Genomic DNA, 15,314 nt, shown 5'->3' on the forward strand with positions numbered 1-15,314 from the left:
GACGAGGAGGCCGGTCGCGAGACGGTTGTCGTCGAGGTCGGCGGCAAGCGCCTGGAGGTCTCGCTCCCCGTCTCGCTCGGCATGTCGCTGGCCCGTACCGGTCTGGCCGCGGGCGCCAAGCCCAAGCGCCGTGCCGCGAAGAAGTCCGGCCCGGTCGCCTCCGGTGACACCCTCGCCTCCCCGATGCAGGGCACCATCGTCAAGGTGGCCGTCGAGGAGGGCCAGGAGGTCAAGGAGGGCGACCTGATCGTCGTCCTCGAGGCGATGAAGATGGAGCAGCCCCTCAACGCCCACCGCTCGGGCACCGTCAAGGGCCTGAACTTCGAGGTCGGCGCCTCCGTCACCTCCGGCGCGGCCATCTGCGAGATCAAGGACTGACACCGGCCACAGGAACCCACCGCTCATGGGAGGTTGCTCGGATGCACGCGCACGTACAGGATCACGCGGGAACTCCGGAGGACCACGCTGCCGACCCCGCGCCGCCCACGTGGCGGCTCGCCGGCGAGGACGAGGAGGACGCCGACCCGCACATCTTCCGGGGCGTCGACTGAGAAGCGGACCGCACGCGGCAGTGCGGACACGGCAGGACCGCCGGGCCCTTCGGCCCGGCGGTCCTGCCGTTCTGTCCGGCCTCTGCTCGAAGCCGGGGCGTTCGGCTAGGAGAAGAAGCCGTACAACCGCCGTACCTGGCGGTTCTCCACCGCGATGAAGTCGTAGCCCACGACGAACGGCGCACCGCCGGCGGGGCCGACCTGCCACGTGAACCGGCCCAGGCCATGATGCGCGCTCACCTCGCTCGCCAGCGAGAACACGCCCCCGGAGATCTGCTTCTGGGTCTCCACGATGTACGCGTCCAGGGCGGCACGGCCCTCGATGTGCACGTTCGGGTCGGCGTACTCGACGTTCTCGGTGAACAACTCGTCGATCACGGCGCGGCGTTCGGCGGCGTCGACAATGTTCCAGGTCTCGATGTACTTCTTCACGATGGTGGTGATGTCACTGCTCACGTGCTGCTTCTCCTCTTTCTGTGGTGTTCCGGACAGTCGGCGTCGCCCGGCTCGCGTACTCAGGACGAGGCACGCGGCCGGATCGTCACCGGCAGTTCGGCGAGACTGCGGATGGCGAGCGCCCCGTTGGTCTCCGGGGTCGTGGTCCGCAGCTCGACGTCGTACTGAACGAGTGCGTTCAGTGAGACCTCGATGACCAGCTTGGCTATCGGGGCGGCCACGCAGTAGTGGATGCCGTGGCCGAACCCGAGGCTCTTGGTGCCGCGCCGCGTGAGATCGAGCCGGTCGGGCTCCTCGTAAGCCGCGGGGTCGCGGTTGGCCGCGCCGAGCAGCATGAAAACCTCCTCGTCGACCTTGACCGGGACGCCGCCGACCTCGGTGTCCTCCAGCACGGTCCGGTTTATCAACTGCACCGACGCGTCGTACCGCATCAGCTCCTCCACCGAACCCACCGCCTCCTCGGGGTGCTTTCGGTACCACTCCAGCTGGTCGGGGTGGCGCAGCAGGGAGAGCGCCGCCAGACCCATCGCGGCCTGCGGTGCGCTGAACCCGGCGAGGAAGATGTTGGCCACCGTGGTCAGAAGCTCTATCTCGCTGAGCCGTTCACCGTCCTGCTCGGCCAGGACGAGTTCGCTCATCAGGTCGCCGACCGGCTGGGCGCGGCGCTCGGCGATCAGCTCCTCGGCGATGGTCACGTACCCGTCCCGGGCCTTGAGCCGGCTGGCGAGTGCGTTCGGGGAGAGCGTGTAGGCCGGGTCGAGGCCCCGGCCGGCGTCGTTGGCGTACTCGATGCACTGCGCGAGGTACTTCCGCGGGACGCCGACCAGGATGTTCAGCACGCCCGCACCGAGCGGGCGGAACACCTTGGAGGTGAGATCGACCGTGCCGTGCGCGTCGGATTCCGCGGCCGCCTCCGCAACCAGCGTGGCCGCCAGTTCCTCGGCGGGCCGGCGCAGCCGCTCGATGGCACGCGGGGTGAACGCCTTGTTGACCAGCGCCCGTATGCGGGTGTGGTCCGGCGGGTCCATGAACATCACCGCGGGCCGAAGGCCCTCGGGGGTGGGTATCAGCGTGTCCTGGTAGCCGGCGCCCTCGCCGCGGCCCAGCTTGGGGTTGCGCAGGACGGCGTTGACGTCGCTGTAGCCCAGGACGGCGACCCCGGCCCCGGTGCGGATCACCGATCCGCCGGTGGCGCGCAGCCTGGTGTAGGTGGAATAGGGGTCAGAGTGGAACGCAGGGTCGAGCGGGTCGTAGGGCAGGACCTCCGGGAGGTCCTCGGTGGCCGCGGTCTCCACGGTGTCGGTCATCTCAGGTGTCCTGTCTGATCAGGAGGCGGATGGTCAGCCGGCGTCCGCGTGCGGGGCCAGTTCCACCGGCATGTCGAGGATCACGGTGTGCTTGTTGTTGGGGGCGAGGACGACCGGTCCGGTCAGGCGGACGTCCGCCACCTTGTCCAGGAGCGCTTCGAGAAAGAGCCGCAGTTCGAGCCGGGCGACCTGGTCACCGAGGCAGAAGTGAGTGCCTGTGCCGAAGGAGAGGTGAGGGTTGTGCGTGCGGCTGATGTCGAAGGCCGACGCGTTGTCGAAGACGTCCTCGTCGCGGTTGGCGGACGGCCACCAGAAGGTGACCTTGTCACCGGCCTTGATCCGGTGTCCGTGGAGAACCACGTCCCGGGTCGCGGTGCGCCGGTTGTACGGGTTGGGCGGGGCCCAGCGGAGGATCTCCTCGATCGCCCGGGGCAGGAGCGAGCGGTCCTTGCGCAGTGCCTGCCACTGGTCCGGGTGCTGGGCCAGGGCGAGGACTCCGCTGGCGATGGTGTTCCGGGGCTGCTCGAAGCCGGTGATCAGGATCAGTACGGCGTTGGCGTCCCGTTCCTGGTCGGTGAGCGGTTCCTCGCCGTGGTCCGCCTCGATGGCACCGCGAGCGAGGACCGAGCCGAGGTCCGCTGCGGGTGCGTCGCGTTTGCGGTCCAGCAGATCCTTGAAGTACGCCGACATGGCGTGGAAGACCTCGGTCGATCCGGCGTCGACCGTGCCGGTCAGGCGGTTGACGAACCCGAGGTTGAGCCGGCCCCAGCCCGCGAGCCTGTCCCAGTCCTCTCGGGGAGCTCCCAGCAGCAGGGATACGGCACGCAGGGCGTAGGGCTCACTGAGGTCCTTCATGAAGTCGCCCCGGCCGCCCCGGGCGAGCGCGTCGGTCAGCAGCTCGTCGGCGATCGCGCGCAGCGGGTCGGTCAGGCCCTCGGCGACCTCGCCCGTGACGGCCGGCCGCAGCAGTCGCCGGATCAGGTAGTGGCGCGGGTTGTCCATCATGGCGAACAGCACTCCGGCGTGGACGCCGACGGGCAGGTCCTCCAGGTGGGAACCGCCTCCGGCGCGGTCGCCGCCGCCCTGCGCGGAGAAGTCGGGGGACGCGGCCGCGGCCACGATGTCGGCGTGCCGGGTCAGCACCCAGAAGCCGTCGCCGTCCGCGGTGCGTCCGCCGGGATGGAACAGCACAGGAGCCTCGGCACGCAGCCGGGCGAACAGGTCGTGGGGAACTCCGTCGGCGAATCGGGACTGATCCGAAAGATCGAACCCTCCCAGCACCTCCGGGAGTTCGTCAGCGTGCGTCATGTGGTCCTCTCGGGTTCGGCGGTCGTCGCCGTTCAGTGACGGACGAGTTGGTCGGCGGCGCCCATCAGCCAGCGGCGGCTGATCTCGGCGTGGTCGGGCTCCGCCTCGGTCCGCAGCCGGGCGAGGAGTCCGGCGAGCCTGTGGCGCGCCTCGACGCCGTATACATCGGCAAGTTCTTGGTGCTGCCACGGCTCGTCGTCGGCCGTGGTGTCGTCGGAGGCGGCGCGTGCCAGTACGACGAGGGCGTTGAAAAGTTCGCCGGCAATGCGCCCGAGGAGCACGACCGTGTGCTCCTCGACGTACAGCTGCTCGGGGTCGGGGTGCCGGTGCACCAGGCCGACGGAGATCTCCCGCACGTCACGCACGAGTTCGGCGACGGCCCGCAGATGGTCCCGGTTGGCGGGTGACAGTCCGCCGGCCTCGGCATGCGATACCGGAGCCGTGGTCGTGGCCGGGGCCGCCGGTTCGGAGTAGAACCGGGCGAGCAGCATGCGGCCGAGCTGGTTGTCGAGCTGGAAGTCGACGTTGCCCGCGATGCGCAGGCCACGCGCGTCGCGGAGGGCGCGTTCCAGCGGTACGGGTGCGGCGCCTCGGCGTGTCTTGCTCGCGGCCGTCTCGAAGCCCTCGCCGCCGTGGAGCGAGACGGTCCGGTCGACGGTCCGCCAGGCCGCGCGGACCAGCAGGTTCTTGGTGACGAATCGTTCGAACCAGCGATCGGCCAGGCTTCCTGGGGCGAGGCTCCATCGGACCGCCGACTCCATCGCGTACACGTCGGCGAGGGTGGCGGTGACGATCCGCTGGATCTCGTCGTACTCGCCGAGCGGGCGGCCGTCGATGGAGCGCCTGGCGATGAACTCACGGGACCAGGCGAGGCAGTTCCTGGCGATCGCCATCGCGGGAGCGCCGGTGAAGTGGATCCGGCCGAGCAGGGCGACGAGACCGACCATCGGCGGCAGCTGGTCGCCGTCCGGGTCGAGGAGCGCCTGAGCGGCCGGGACGAACGCTTCGTCGAAACGCAGCGACGCGTTCGGCAGGCCCCGGCTGCCCATGAACTCCACATGGGGCCCGGTGGAGAAGCCCGGGGTGCCGGTGTCGAGGAAGAAGGCTCCGACCTTGGGTGCGCCGTCGCCGGGCACGGTCGCCGACACCGCGATCAGGTCGGCGACCGGGCCGTTGCCGATGAACAGTTTGGCACCGTTCAGCAGATAGCCGCCCTCCGTCGGGGTCGCGGTCAGGGTCGGGCGAGCGTTGTTCTGTCCCGAACGGTCGGTGTCGCCGAATCCCGAGACAGTGCCGGCGGCGATCCGTTCGCCGACGAACTCCCGCAGCGGACCGGGCGGCAGCGCCGGAAGCATCGCCGCCGCGCCGACGCCGTTCTGGATGGCGATGACCTGTCCGACGGGCACGGAGTGCGCGCACGCCTGGGCGATCACGCGGAAGGCGGTGTACGGCAGCAGTCCGAGGCCGCCGAGTTCAGAAGGGACCACGAGTCGGAGGTAGCCGCGTTCCTGCAGGTCGTCGAGGAGTCCGTCGGGCAGAAGGCGGGTGTCGTCCACCTTGTCGGCGTCGACACGCCGGGCGAGGAACGTCTCGGCCTCGGCGACCAGCCGGTCGCCCAGTTCACGCTCGGCGCGGCTGTGCCGGGGAAAGTCCCGCCAGGTGTTCCAGTCGAAACGCCCCGTCAATAAATCTGCCAGGAAAGTGTGGAGTGCGGTTTCACCATCGGCTGGTGAGGCGGTCATCGGCGAATCCTCTTTCGATCGACGCGCGGCACGCAAGAAAGCTAATGACGCACTCCCCCTATCGCCAACCCCAGTTCTTCACCACCGGCCACCCCTATTTCCAGGGAAAGCCGCATGGGGCGATGCCGTGGTGGATGAGCGGGGAAGGCTGGATGCCGACTCGATGACGCCGTTGCCCAAGCCTCCTCGGCACGGGGTCCGGGAAGTACACGCCGTTCAGTTATGCCACGGCCCACAGTAGCGAAACGCCAGTCACTGTCAAGTTGCGCGCGTTTCCGGCCAGTCGCCTGCCGCGAGGAGGGCACGCAAAACGGCGCCGGGCCGCACCCGTGGGTGCGGCCCGGCGCCGTGTGACGAGGCGCGACGTCAGTCGAGGACCGCGCCGACCGGCGCGGTCAGACCCAACAGGTGCGTGAGGTCGACGAGTTCGGCGTGGTACAGCCTGGCCGGATCCTGCACCTGGGGTCGCAGGTGCCCGTAGATCTCCAGCGAGACGAGCCCGTGCAGCCGCCCCCACAACCGCATCGCCAGCGCCACGGCGGACGGATGCAGGTCCGGGAAGGCCGAGCGCACGGTCTTGATGAACTCGGGATCGTAGTCGCCCCAGGTGTAGCCCTCGTCGATGTGGAGCCGCCGGGCCCAGGGCCAGGAGGCGACCACGACTCCGGTCAACGCCGTGCAGGCACGGTGCTCGGCGTCGGCGGCCGGACCGCACACCGGGACCTGGTAGTCCGGCACGGGATCGCCGTAGACGAGGCGGAACTCCTGCGGGTTGGCGACCGCCCAGTTGCGGTACGCCTGACCGTAGGCCATGACCTGGCCGACCGGCCCTTCCGGCGCGGCGGCGACAGCCTCCTCCAGCGCCTGCGCCAGGGAGTTGTAGACGTCGGCGACGAGGGCCGTGATCAGGGCGTCGCGCGTGTCGTAGTAGCTGTAGATCGCGCCGGCGGTCATCCCCATCTCGCGAGCGATGGCGCGCAGGGACACAGCCGCCGTGCCGTTCTCCGCCATGTGCTTCAGCGCGATCGTCTTGATCTCCTGGGCGGCTTCTGCGCGGAGGCGCTCACGCCTGCTCGGTTTCGGGTCTGCCATGAACCCATCGTAACAGCGTGAAGTTCACTGCCTCCTGATCAATTATTGATCGCCGTTCACTCTCTGCTTGGCGTGCGGATTCGTTGCGTGGCCTCACGCAGTCATGACCTGCCCCGCGGCATCTCGGGGCACCCCGGGGCGTGACGCACGGGCATCGGCACCCCGGCGGCCTTTCCGGCCAGGGCGAACCACCCTTGCAGAAACGGCGTTTGACAGTCGAGCACCGTTGAGTCACACTCCGGCGTATTGTTATTGAACACCGTGTACTCGACATCGCTCATATCTGCCGGACCCACCCTGAGGACCGGCCCCAGTGACAAAAGGAAGCCCTGTCGTGGTTGACACCGTCCCCAAGAGCCAGCACCGCCCCGGGCTGATGCTCGCGCTGCTGGCCTTCGCCCAGTTCATCGTTGCCGCCGACTACAACATCGTGTATGTGGCACTTCCCGACATCGGAAGCGCGCTCGGATTCACCACGCAGTCGCTGCAGTGGGTGGTCAGCGCCTACGCCGTGGCCTTCGGCGGCCTCCTGCTGTTCGGCGGCAGGCTGGTCGACCGGCTCGGCGGCCGGCGCCTCTTCGTCATCGGCGCGGTCGTCTTCGGGTTGTCGTGCCTCGTCGGCGGTCTGGCCACGGATCCCGGTGTGCTCATCGCCGCCCGTGCCGTGCAGGGTCTCGGCGCCGCACTGCTCTCCCCCGCCACGCTGATGCTGGTGAACACCCGATTCGAGGAGGGCGCCGAGCGAAACCGCGCGCTCGCCGTCTGGGGTGCCTCCGGCAGCGGCGGCCTGGCGGCCGGCGCCCTGCTCGGCGGCCTGCTCACCAACGCCTGGGGCTGGGAGTGGGTGCTGTTCATCCTGGTCCCGATGGCCCTGGTGGCCGCGGTGGCCGCTCCCTCCGTCCTGCCCCCCGACGAGCGCTCCAGCAGCGACGCCAGCTTCGACCTTCCGGGCGCGCTGCTCGCCACCGCCGGTTCGTCCCTCCTGGTCCTCGGCCTGGTGAGCGGCCCCGAGGCGGGCTGGGGTTCCCTGCGTGGTGCCGGCTCCATCGTCGCCGGCGTCGTGCTCCTCGGCGTCTTCGCCCTGGTCGAGAGCAAGACCCGGGCTCCGCTGGCACCGATGCGACTGTTCCGCAACCGCAGTCTGGTGACGGCGATCCTGATCATCCTCGTGTTCCAGAGCTCGCTGTCCGGCTCGTACTACCTGTTCACCAACTACATGCAGGACGTGCTCGGCTACGACGCGCTGCAGGCGGGCCTCGCCTTCCTGCCGCTCACCGTCATCTCGATGATCTCCTCGCTCAAGCTCACCGGCGTCCTGCTGGGGAAGTTCGGACCGCGCGCGACCCTCTTCGTCGGCATGCTCATCAACGGCATCGGCATGATCATCCTGGCCGTGACGATGACCACCGACGCCTCCTTCTGGCAGCTCCTCATCGGCTTGGCCGTATGGGGCATCGGCGGCGGTGTCACGTTCCCGGCCATGTTCATCTGCGCCGCGTCCGGCGTCGACCCGAGCGAGGCCGGTATCGCCTCCGCGCTCGCCAGCGCGGCCCAGCAGATCGGCGGCGCCGCGGGGCTCGCCGTCCTGGTGGCCATCTCCACCGCAGGCCTGGACCTGGGTTCCGACGCCAAGCCGGCTCTGTCCACCATCGCGGACGGCCTGCGCACGGCGACATGGGTGGGCGGAGCGGCCGCGGTCGTCGGCGGCCTGCTCGCCTTCACCCTGCGCAAGCCCGGCGGTCCGGCACCGGAGCCGGCCGGTGAGCCGGCCGGTCAGGCCGACGAGATCGGTGCCGTCTCCCACTGACCCGGGCCGGGTGGCACCACCCCCCGAACGCGGTTCCGTGGCCGGGCATTCCCCCGACCGGCCACGGAACCGCACCACCGGCGGCGGACCGCCCCGGACGTCACGCGCCGTTCCCAGCAGCCCCGACCCTGAGGTTGACGCCCATGCAGGTCAGCGCGGAGAGCCACAGTCCATGGACACGCCGCTTCGTGGAACCGGCCGACAGCGAGCTGCGGCTCGTCTGCTTCCCGCACGCGGGCGGATCGGCGGCGTACTTCCGGCCGCTGGCGCAGGCGCTGGCACCGCGTGTCGAGGCACTGTGCGTCCAGTACCCGGGCCGGCAGGAGCGGCGTCACGAACCCCTCCTCGACAGCGTTCCCGCACTCGCCGACGCCGCTTTCGCCGCTCTGCGCCGCACGCTCGGCGGGCCGTTCGCCTTCTTCGGTCACAGCCTTGGGGCGCTGGTCGCCTTCGAAGTGGCGCGCCGCTTCGAGCAGTTGACCGTGCAGGGGCCCGTGCGGCTGTTCGTCTCGGCCCGGCGCGCCCCGTCCGTTGCCCGGGACGACCGCGTTCACCTGCACGACGACGCGGGCCTGCTCGCCGAACTGACTCGCCTTGGCGGCACGGCTGACGTCCTGCTGGCCGACAGCGAACTGCGCGCGCTGATACTCCCCGTCGTCCGGGCGGACTACCGGGCGGCGGAGACCTACGTCCCCGTGCCCGCCGACGCCAGGGTGACCTGCCCGGTCTCGGTCTTCGTCGGAGCGGCCGATCCTGTCGCCCCGGTACCGGAGGCCCGGACCTGGGAGGCCCACACCACCAAGGAAGCCGACCTCCGGGTGTTTCCCGGTGGCCACTTCTACCTGGACAGGAACACCTCGGCGGTGGCCGGGGCCGTTCTCGGCACCCTGTGAACAGCGACGAGACCTCCCAGGGCAGGGACCGCTCCCGCCCGACAGGCCTCGTCCCGGTGCCGCTAGCTGGCCAACTCGTCGCGCTCGGCCGGCCCGACGGCCTGCAGCGCGCCGACGAGATCCATCCGGCGCCTGATGCCGAGCTTGCGGTAGACCCGCGTGAGATGCTGCTCGACCGTACTCACGGTGACGAACAGCCGACTGGCGATCTGCCGGTTGCTGCACCCTCCGACGGCGAGCTGAGCGACCCTCATCTCGGCGTCGCTGAGTGCCTCGGCGGCCCATACCTTCCCGGCCGTCGACTGGGGGCTCGGGCGAGGTTCGTTCGCCGTCGGCCGGGTGGCGCCCGGCGGCGGGATCCGCACTCCCCGTCGCTCGGCCATCAGTCCGGCCCGCCGCAGCATCTGCCGCCCCTTGCTGTACTGCCCCTGTTCCTGCCACGCGCATCCGAGATCGTGGAGCACAAACGAGAGTTCAAGCGGAGCCTCACACCTCTGCAGGTACTCGGACGCTTTGGTGAGCAGTCTGGTCCGCTCGGAGAGCGTACTGGTGGCCGCCAGGATCCTCAGCGTCTCCGCATGGACCCGTGGATGCTCGGGACCACACCTGTGCAACTGCTCGGTGAGGAGAATCTGGGCCTGCTTGCGGTCTCCGAGGCGCATGAGGGCCTGTGCGGCGCTCGACCGCCACGGAATCACGACGGGATTGTCCAGATCCAGCCGCTCGGCCAGATCACCGGCGGCCCGGAACTCGTCGAGCGCGGCCGAGACCTGTCCCGACGCCAGGTAACGATGGCCGTAGGCACGCAGCAGACACATGCCGTAGGGCGTCTCGAACACGGCCTGCGGCATCGCGGACTGCACACCGTCGGCCACCGGACTGGCATGTCCCGTCAAGGTGTTGGCATGCAGCATGGTGCCCACCGGAAGGCTCAGCATGATGCCCCAGTTCTGTGCGGGAAGCAGGGCCAGGGCCTGTTCGGCCTCGCGTTCCGCGGCTGCCGGATCGCCCTGCCGCAGGAGTATCTCCGCACGGACCGCACGGAAGACGGCATGCCAAGCGGTGAAGGAGGCCCTTCCGGCCTGGGTGATCAACTCCTCGGCCCATGCGTCGGCCTCCTGGAGCCTTTCCGCGTACATCAGGGTGTACAGGCCGACCATCAGGAGTGGAGCCGTGCCGTCGCCGAGGTCGTGGTGCCGCAGGGCCTGATGGGCTTCGTTCAGCTGTCCGGCGTCGGGTGCCGTGGTGAGGTTGCGGCCGAACAGCTCCGCAGCGCGTCGCTTGGCCCATGCGTCCGGCGACACACCGCCGGCTGTCACTTCGTCATGACGTGGAATTTTCGGTGCCGGTCCGCCGGCCCGGCGCGGATAGAGCGTCTCCAGCCATGCCCTGGAGGCCTCCAGGTGGGAGGCCGCCATCATGTCGTGCGTCTCCAGGGCCTTCTTCGACCCGCGCTCCAGCAGTTCACCGGCTTCCTGGGGACGTCCGAACCACAGCAACGCATCGACGACGGATGTCGCGTGCCATCCCGAGAGCCATCCCGCCCGCGAATCCTCGATCAGGCCGTCGACGAGGCGGTAGGCGGCGTAGGGCTCGCGACGCCAGGTGGCCCGCACGATCATCGCCGTGGTGGTGGCCCTGCGCCGGTCGTCCGTATCGTAACGAAGGGCGATGCGCAGGCAGTCCACCGCGAAATCCAGATCCCCTTCGGACAGCGCCTGCTGGGCGGCCTCGAGCAGTATCGGGATCGCGCAGTCGGTGTCGACGCGGCTGGCGGCCAACAGGTGTCCCGCCACCGTCTTCGCCGGAAAGCCGTGCTTGAAGAGGACGTTGGCCGTGTGGATCTGGAGGTCGGCCCGCGCTTCCGACGCCATACCGCTCAGCAGCACCCTCTTGGCGTGCGGATGCCGGAGCATTCCCCTGGAGACAATCCCGGTTTCGCGCAGGAGGTCCAGGGCCTGGGCGGTGGTCTCCTGGGCCATGCCCGCGAGTTGGGCGAGAACCTGGACCGAGGGGGCGTCGTCGAGCACCGCCAGTCGGCGGGCGACTTGCAGGGCTTCGGGTTCGCAGCGGAAGAGGCAGCTGATCAGCGCCTGGCCGAATCCGTCGGCCACCCGAAGCCGGGGTGCGGGGGAATCCAGTGTGCCGCGGTTGTCCTCGACAAGTCCGTGGAGCAGTGTGGCGTTGCCGCCCGTGACCCTGTAGGCATCGGCGGCGAGCTCCCGGGCCGACAGGGGTCCCAGGTGACCGTGGAGCACCTCCTCGACGTCCCGCGGCGAGAGCAAGGGAAGTTTCAGGAATCGCACCAAGGGTTCGGCCGGCAACTCGGCCTCGGACAGCGTCGCGAGCCGCCGGGAGTGGGGCGACTCGTTCAGCACGACGAGCAACGGGGACGACCGGAGCCTGCGGACGACGGATGAAAGGCAGCGAAGTGACGCTGCGTCGGCATAGTGGACGTCGTCGATGCCGAGCACGACGGGTCCGTCCGCCGACTCGACGACATCCAGCAGCGTCATGCACATCTCGTGGAACAGTTGCGGCGCCACATCACCCGCGGTTCCGCTCGCGGGATCCTGGTCGATCATTCCGGACCGGGCTTCGGCCGCGCATCGCTCGGCGCGCCCCCTCAACCGAGGGTCGATCCTGTCGCTGTGCAACAAGTGGGCCATGAGCCCGAAAGGCACCGCCTGCTCGGGCCGGGAGGCGATCGCTCCGAGGTAGACCCCCTCGCACGCCTCCACATGAACGGCGAAGTCATTCAGCAACTCCGTCTTACCGCACCCCACGGGCCCGTAGACGATCGCGACACTGCCGCCCTCTCTCCAGCCTCCTTCGAACATCCCGCGCAGTTCGCCGAGTAACCTCACCCTCTCCGGGAACTCGTACAACAGCTGTCGGTCTCCAGGAATTTCAATGCAGTTTTCAGACATGCCAGCAATAGCCATACTCGTTGGCTCCCCCTGCTAGACGAGTGTCGGCATCGGAACATAAGCGCTCCGCAAGTGACTTCGTCATTAAAATACCGAGCGAGCGATCTTGTCAACGTTAATTGATCTTGCCTTCGCCCTCCTGAAGCCTCCACCGCCCATTACGCTGACCACGATACGAGATCGCTGAGCCACTCCCAGGTCAGACCCCTTATCATCAGGCCAAGTGTGCCGCACGACCGGTCCAGTGAAATGCGTCACATGGCCCGAGAATAACGTGAGCAGTGATTCATGTCAGCCTTTTTACAAGCATATTAATAGTGCAGAGCTTTGGGCAGCGCACGAGAGACGGACGGACATCCGGGACGCATTCCGGACAAGTCCTGCCACGATTCGGAATCAGGACGTCCGGCGTTTTACCGGCCCTGGTCGACCTGACGGCCGACTCTACGAGGGAGGAGTGTCGCAGCGGGACACCGGGATAGTGTGCGACGCTTTTCGGCCACCACCCGAACCGCCCCGGTCACGCATTTCCGTCGCCTTCTCCAAATGCAGACACGAGCCATCTCGCAAATGCGCGCCAGGCACCCCGGCCGTGAGCGCTCGGTCCGGCGGCCGGATACGGCCGTGTGCTCTACTTGGGCCGTCAACCCTATAGTGCATGATTGACATCAATGTCAAGGCGGCAGGGCTGAACCGAAGACGGTGGACGGGAAGCGAGGAGCGGACACATGCGCATCGGAGAGCTCGAAAAGCTGACGGAGACACCGGCGCGGCTGCTGCGGTACTACGAGACCCAGGGGCTGATCCACCCCCGGCGGCTGCCGAACGGGTATCGCGAGTACGACGAGTACCTGATCGACCGGGTGATCCAGATCAGGGGCCTGATCGACAGCGGCATCCCCACCCGCGTCATCAAGCAGATGCTGCCGTGCCTCGACAAGCCCTGCGAGATAGTCGTCGAAGACGCCGATCCGGAGCTGCTGAACCTTCTCGCGCGAGAACGCGACCGGATGACCGCCCGTATCGACTGCCTCACCCTCAACAGGGACGCCATCGACCGCTATATGGAGGCCGTCGGCCGGAAGCAGGCCGAACAGCCCACCGTCGGCACGGAGTAGCCCCTCGCCCGGGCCCGCGCGCACGCCGCGTTCTGTCCGGCTGCGGCCGGCGCCTTCATCGAGCGAATCCAGCACCTTGACACCAATGTCACACATACGTAGTAGCGTTCGCTCCGACGGGACCCGTGCCCAGGCGTGAGCGGTCCCGGCTCCTGTCCGGATGATTCACCGAAGGGATGCGCTCCTCATGGCCACCTCAGCCCACACCTCCCGTCCCGCAGAGGCCTCCGGCACCTTCCGCCTCGGCGGCGACCTCGAGATCAACCGACTCGGCTACGGCACGATGCGCCTGACCGGCAAGGGCGTCTGGGGCGAGCCCGACGACCGCGCCGAGGCCGTGGCCGTTCTCAGGCGCGCCGTCGAACTCGGCGTGAACTTCTTCGACACCGCCGACAGCTACGGTCCCGACGTCGCCGAGCCTCTCCTGCGTGAGGCGCTCCACCCCTACCGTGACGGCATCGTCATCGCCACCAAGGCCGGTCTCACCCGGCAGGGCCCGGACCTCTGGACTCCCGTCGGCCACCCCGCCTACCTCCGCCAGCAGGCCGAGCTGAGCCTGCGCCGCCTCGGCGTCGACCGCCTCGACCTGTTCCAGCTGCACCGCATCGCCCCCGACACCCCTCTTGAGGACCAGGTCGGCGAACTGAAGGCGCTTCAGGACGAGGGCAAGATCCGGCACATCGGCCTCAGCGAGGTCACGATCGCCGAGGTCGAGGCGGCGCAGGCCATCGCGCCGATCGTCTCCGTGCAGAACCTGTACAACCTCACCGACCGCTCCTCGGAGGAACTACTGGACTGGTCGGCCGAACAGGGCATCGGCTTCATCCCGTGGTTCCCGCTCGCCACCGGGCAGCTCACCGGCGCCGACAGCCCGCTCACCGAGCTCGCGAAGCAGCACAACGCCTCGCCCTCACAGCTCGCCCTCGCCTGGCTCCTGAAGCGCTCCCCCGTAGTGCTCCCGATCCCGGGGACATCGAGCGTCGCGCACCTTGAGGACAACCTCGGCGGCGCGACCGTCCAGCTCACCGACGACGAGTTCGACGCACTGTCGAAGGCCGCTGTCTGACGCCGCGCCAGGCGGCGTTCAGCGCTTGCGGACGGGGGCCGGGCGGCGGCCTTCCGTCCCCGTCACCGGTCACGGCAATGTCCACCACCGCACCGTGATCAGGTAGAAGACCAGCGCCCAGACCGCCATCGCCACGGCGACCGTGCACAGGCCCCGGAGGTTGGTTCTTCTCGGGGGTTCGCCGGGGGGTGGGCGCAGCCAGCGGCCCAGGAGCGGGTTCACGTAGTGGGGCATGGTCAGGAAGCTCATGATGAAGCTCGACAGGAGGTTGCCGATCAGGAGGTTGATCCAGAGGGGCAGGTGTGCCGGGGACAGGGCCAGGGTGAGGAGAACCACGGTCGGGTAGAGGCCTACCCAGACGGCGAGGGAGGTCTTGGTCTCGGAGGGCGGCGGCGGTGCCTCCTTGCCGTTGCCCTCGAAGGCGAACCAGCTGCCGAACGAGTTGTCGATCGTGTGCAGCTTGTAATCGCTGAACCTCTCGCCCTCGGCCAGGATCCGCTGTCGCTGGGGCGAGGTCAGCCAGGCGTCGAGGTGCTCGGCGTTGTCGTAGCGGTACAGCGTGGTCCATTCCTCCTGGAGTCCCTCGATGGGGCGGAAGAGCTCGGTCCCGCGGAATCCGTCGAACCTGCTCTCCTCCTCGACCATGCGGCGCTGCCAGTCGAGGAAGCTGTCGATCTGGTTCGGCGGGACGCGGTGGGTGACCACCACGGTGACCAGCGGGTCCAGTGACTGGGAGCCGCTGCTGACCACCTGCTGGGTCGCCGGGCCGTCGAAGTACTTGGCGCCGGCGTCGAGATACGTCTGTCTGGTCCCGCTGTTGATCCACGCCTGGAGGTGCGCCACCGAGTCGAACCGGTACACGACGACCCAGTCGGGTTGCAGCTGTGTCGGCGCGGAGATCTCGGCGCCGAGGAAGCCGGGGTAGTAGGCGGCCGCGGCGTTGAGGTCCTCCTGCCACGACTCGAACTCCTGGTCCATGCCGGGCAGGACCTTCTGGCCGATGATCGCCGTCGCCGCCGCGGCCACGTTCTTCTCGGTGTCCAT

The 15,314-nt window shown here is 68.8% G+C and carries 13 protein-coding genes; 6 read left to right on the top strand and 7 right to left on the bottom strand.

Features of this window, described 5'->3' with window-relative positions:
• Both ACZ7OY_RS06695 and ACZ7OY_RS06700 read left to right on the top strand, forming a co-directional pair.
• Positions 1–378: acyl-CoA carboxylase biotin carboxyl carrier protein subunit (locus ACZ7OY_RS06695; protein ID WP_471910387.1), on the top strand; the 378-nt coding region annotated here is incomplete at its 5' end.
• A 41-nt stretch (positions 379–419) separates the two neighbouring features.
• On the top strand, positions 420–551 hold the full coding sequence (locus ACZ7OY_RS06700; RefSeq protein WP_471910388.1) for a hypothetical protein: 132 nt from the start codon (positions 420–422) through the stop codon (positions 549–551).
• A gap of 105 nt (positions 552–656) precedes the next feature.
• Here the strand turns inward: ACZ7OY_RS06700 and ACZ7OY_RS06705 are convergent, their stop codons facing one another.
• The 5 genes from ACZ7OY_RS06705 to ACZ7OY_RS06725 form a co-directional block, all read right to left on the bottom strand.
• Positions 657–1,007: a nuclear transport factor 2 family protein gene (locus ACZ7OY_RS06705; protein WP_471910389.1), complete on the bottom strand. Its 351-nt coding sequence runs from the start codon at positions 1,005–1,007 to the stop codon at positions 657–659.
• 59 nt (positions 1,008–1,066) lie between these two features.
• Positions 1,067–2,314 (bottom strand): cytochrome P450, encoded by a 1,248-nt coding sequence (locus tag ACZ7OY_RS06710; RefSeq protein WP_471910390.1) that lies wholly within the window; start codon positions 2,312–2,314, stop codon positions 1,067–1,069.
• Between the two features lie 33 nt (positions 2,315–2,347).
• Complete coding sequence (locus ACZ7OY_RS06715) at positions 2,348–3,622, bottom strand: cytochrome P450 (RefSeq protein ID WP_471910391.1); 1,275 nt, start codon at positions 3,620–3,622, stop codon at positions 2,348–2,350.
• A 32-nt stretch (positions 3,623–3,654) separates the two neighbouring features.
• Entirely contained in the window at positions 3,655–5,307 is a 1,653-nt protein-coding gene (locus ACZ7OY_RS06720; RefSeq protein ID WP_471910392.1) for an acyl-CoA dehydrogenase family protein, read from the bottom strand.
• Positions 5,308–5,730: 423 nt separating this feature from the next.
• A complete protein-coding gene (locus tag ACZ7OY_RS06725; protein WP_471910393.1) occupies positions 5,731–6,456 on the bottom strand; it encodes a TetR/AcrR family transcriptional regulator in 726 nt (241 codons plus the stop codon).
• A gap of 334 nt (positions 6,457–6,790) precedes the next feature.
• Here ACZ7OY_RS06725 and ACZ7OY_RS06730 point away from each other — a divergent pair, with 334 nt between their 5' ends.
• Positions 6,791–8,263, top strand: coding sequence for an MFS transporter (locus tag ACZ7OY_RS06730; protein ID WP_471910394.1), 1,473 nt, complete (start codon positions 6,791–6,793; stop codon positions 8,261–8,263).
• 143 nt (positions 8,264–8,406) lie between these two features.
• A complete protein-coding gene (locus tag ACZ7OY_RS06735) occupies positions 8,407–9,156 on the top strand; it encodes a thioesterase II family protein (protein ID WP_471910395.1) in 750 nt (249 codons plus the stop codon).
• A gap of 62 nt (positions 9,157–9,218) precedes the next feature.
• Here the strand turns inward: ACZ7OY_RS06735 and ACZ7OY_RS06740 are convergent, their stop codons facing one another.
• Positions 9,219–12,101 (bottom strand): helix-turn-helix transcriptional regulator, encoded by a 2,883-nt coding sequence (locus ACZ7OY_RS06740; RefSeq protein WP_471910396.1) that lies wholly within the window; start codon positions 12,099–12,101, stop codon positions 9,219–9,221.
• A 713-nt stretch (positions 12,102–12,814) separates the two neighbouring features.
• Here ACZ7OY_RS06740 and ACZ7OY_RS06745 point away from each other — a divergent pair.
• The gene (locus tag ACZ7OY_RS06745) at positions 12,815–13,204 is read left to right on the top strand and encodes a MerR family transcriptional regulator (protein WP_471910397.1); all 390 of its coding nucleotides are present in this window, start codon (positions 12,815–12,817) and stop codon (positions 13,202–13,204) included.
• 187 nt (positions 13,205–13,391) lie between these two features.
• On the top strand, positions 13,392–14,270 hold the full coding sequence (locus ACZ7OY_RS06750; RefSeq protein WP_471910398.1) for an aldo/keto reductase: 879 nt from the start codon (positions 13,392–13,394) through the stop codon (positions 14,268–14,270).
• Between the two features lie 69 nt (positions 14,271–14,339).
• On the opposite strand, the gene ACZ7OY_RS06755 is transcribed toward ACZ7OY_RS06750, so the two are convergent.
• Positions 14,340–15,314 (bottom strand): antibiotic biosynthesis monooxygenase, encoded by a 975-nt coding sequence (locus ACZ7OY_RS06755; protein WP_471910399.1) that lies wholly within the window; start codon positions 15,312–15,314, stop codon positions 14,340–14,342.

It is taken from the genome of Streptomyces sp. NPDC107559 (assembly GCF_055657365.1).

Excerpts from the sequence above, each read along its gene's own strand:
- ACZ7OY_RS06725 (WP_471910393.1), bottom strand. The coding sequence starts at position 6,456 with ATGGCAGACCCGAAACCGAGCAGGCGTGAGCGCCTCCGCGCAGAAGCC.
- ACZ7OY_RS06710 (WP_471910390.1), bottom strand. The coding sequence starts at position 2,314 with ATGACCGACACCGTGGAGACCGCGGCCACCGAGGACCTCCCGGAGGTC.
- ACZ7OY_RS06745 (WP_471910397.1), top strand. The coding sequence starts at position 12,815 with ATGCGCATCGGAGAGCTCGAAAAGCTGACGGAGACACCGGCGCGGCTG.
- ACZ7OY_RS06715 (WP_471910391.1), bottom strand. The coding sequence starts at position 3,622 with ATGACGCACGCTGACGAACTCCCGGAGGTGCTGGGAGGGTTCGATCTT.
- ACZ7OY_RS06750 (WP_471910398.1), top strand. The coding sequence starts at position 13,392 with ATGGCCACCTCAGCCCACACCTCCCGTCCCGCAGAGGCCTCCGGCACC.
- ACZ7OY_RS06740 (WP_471910396.1), bottom strand. The coding sequence starts at position 12,101 with ATGGCTATTGCTGGCATGTCTGAAAACTGCATTGAAATTCCTGGAGAC.
- ACZ7OY_RS06700 (WP_471910388.1), top strand. The coding sequence starts at position 420 with ATGCACGCGCACGTACAGGATCACGCGGGAACTCCGGAGGACCACGCT.
- ACZ7OY_RS06755 (WP_471910399.1), bottom strand. The coding sequence starts at position 15,314 with ATGGACACCGAGAAGAACGTGGCCGCGGCGGCGACGGCGATCATCGGC.
- ACZ7OY_RS06735 (WP_471910395.1), top strand. The coding sequence starts at position 8,407 with ATGCAGGTCAGCGCGGAGAGCCACAGTCCATGGACACGCCGCTTCGTG.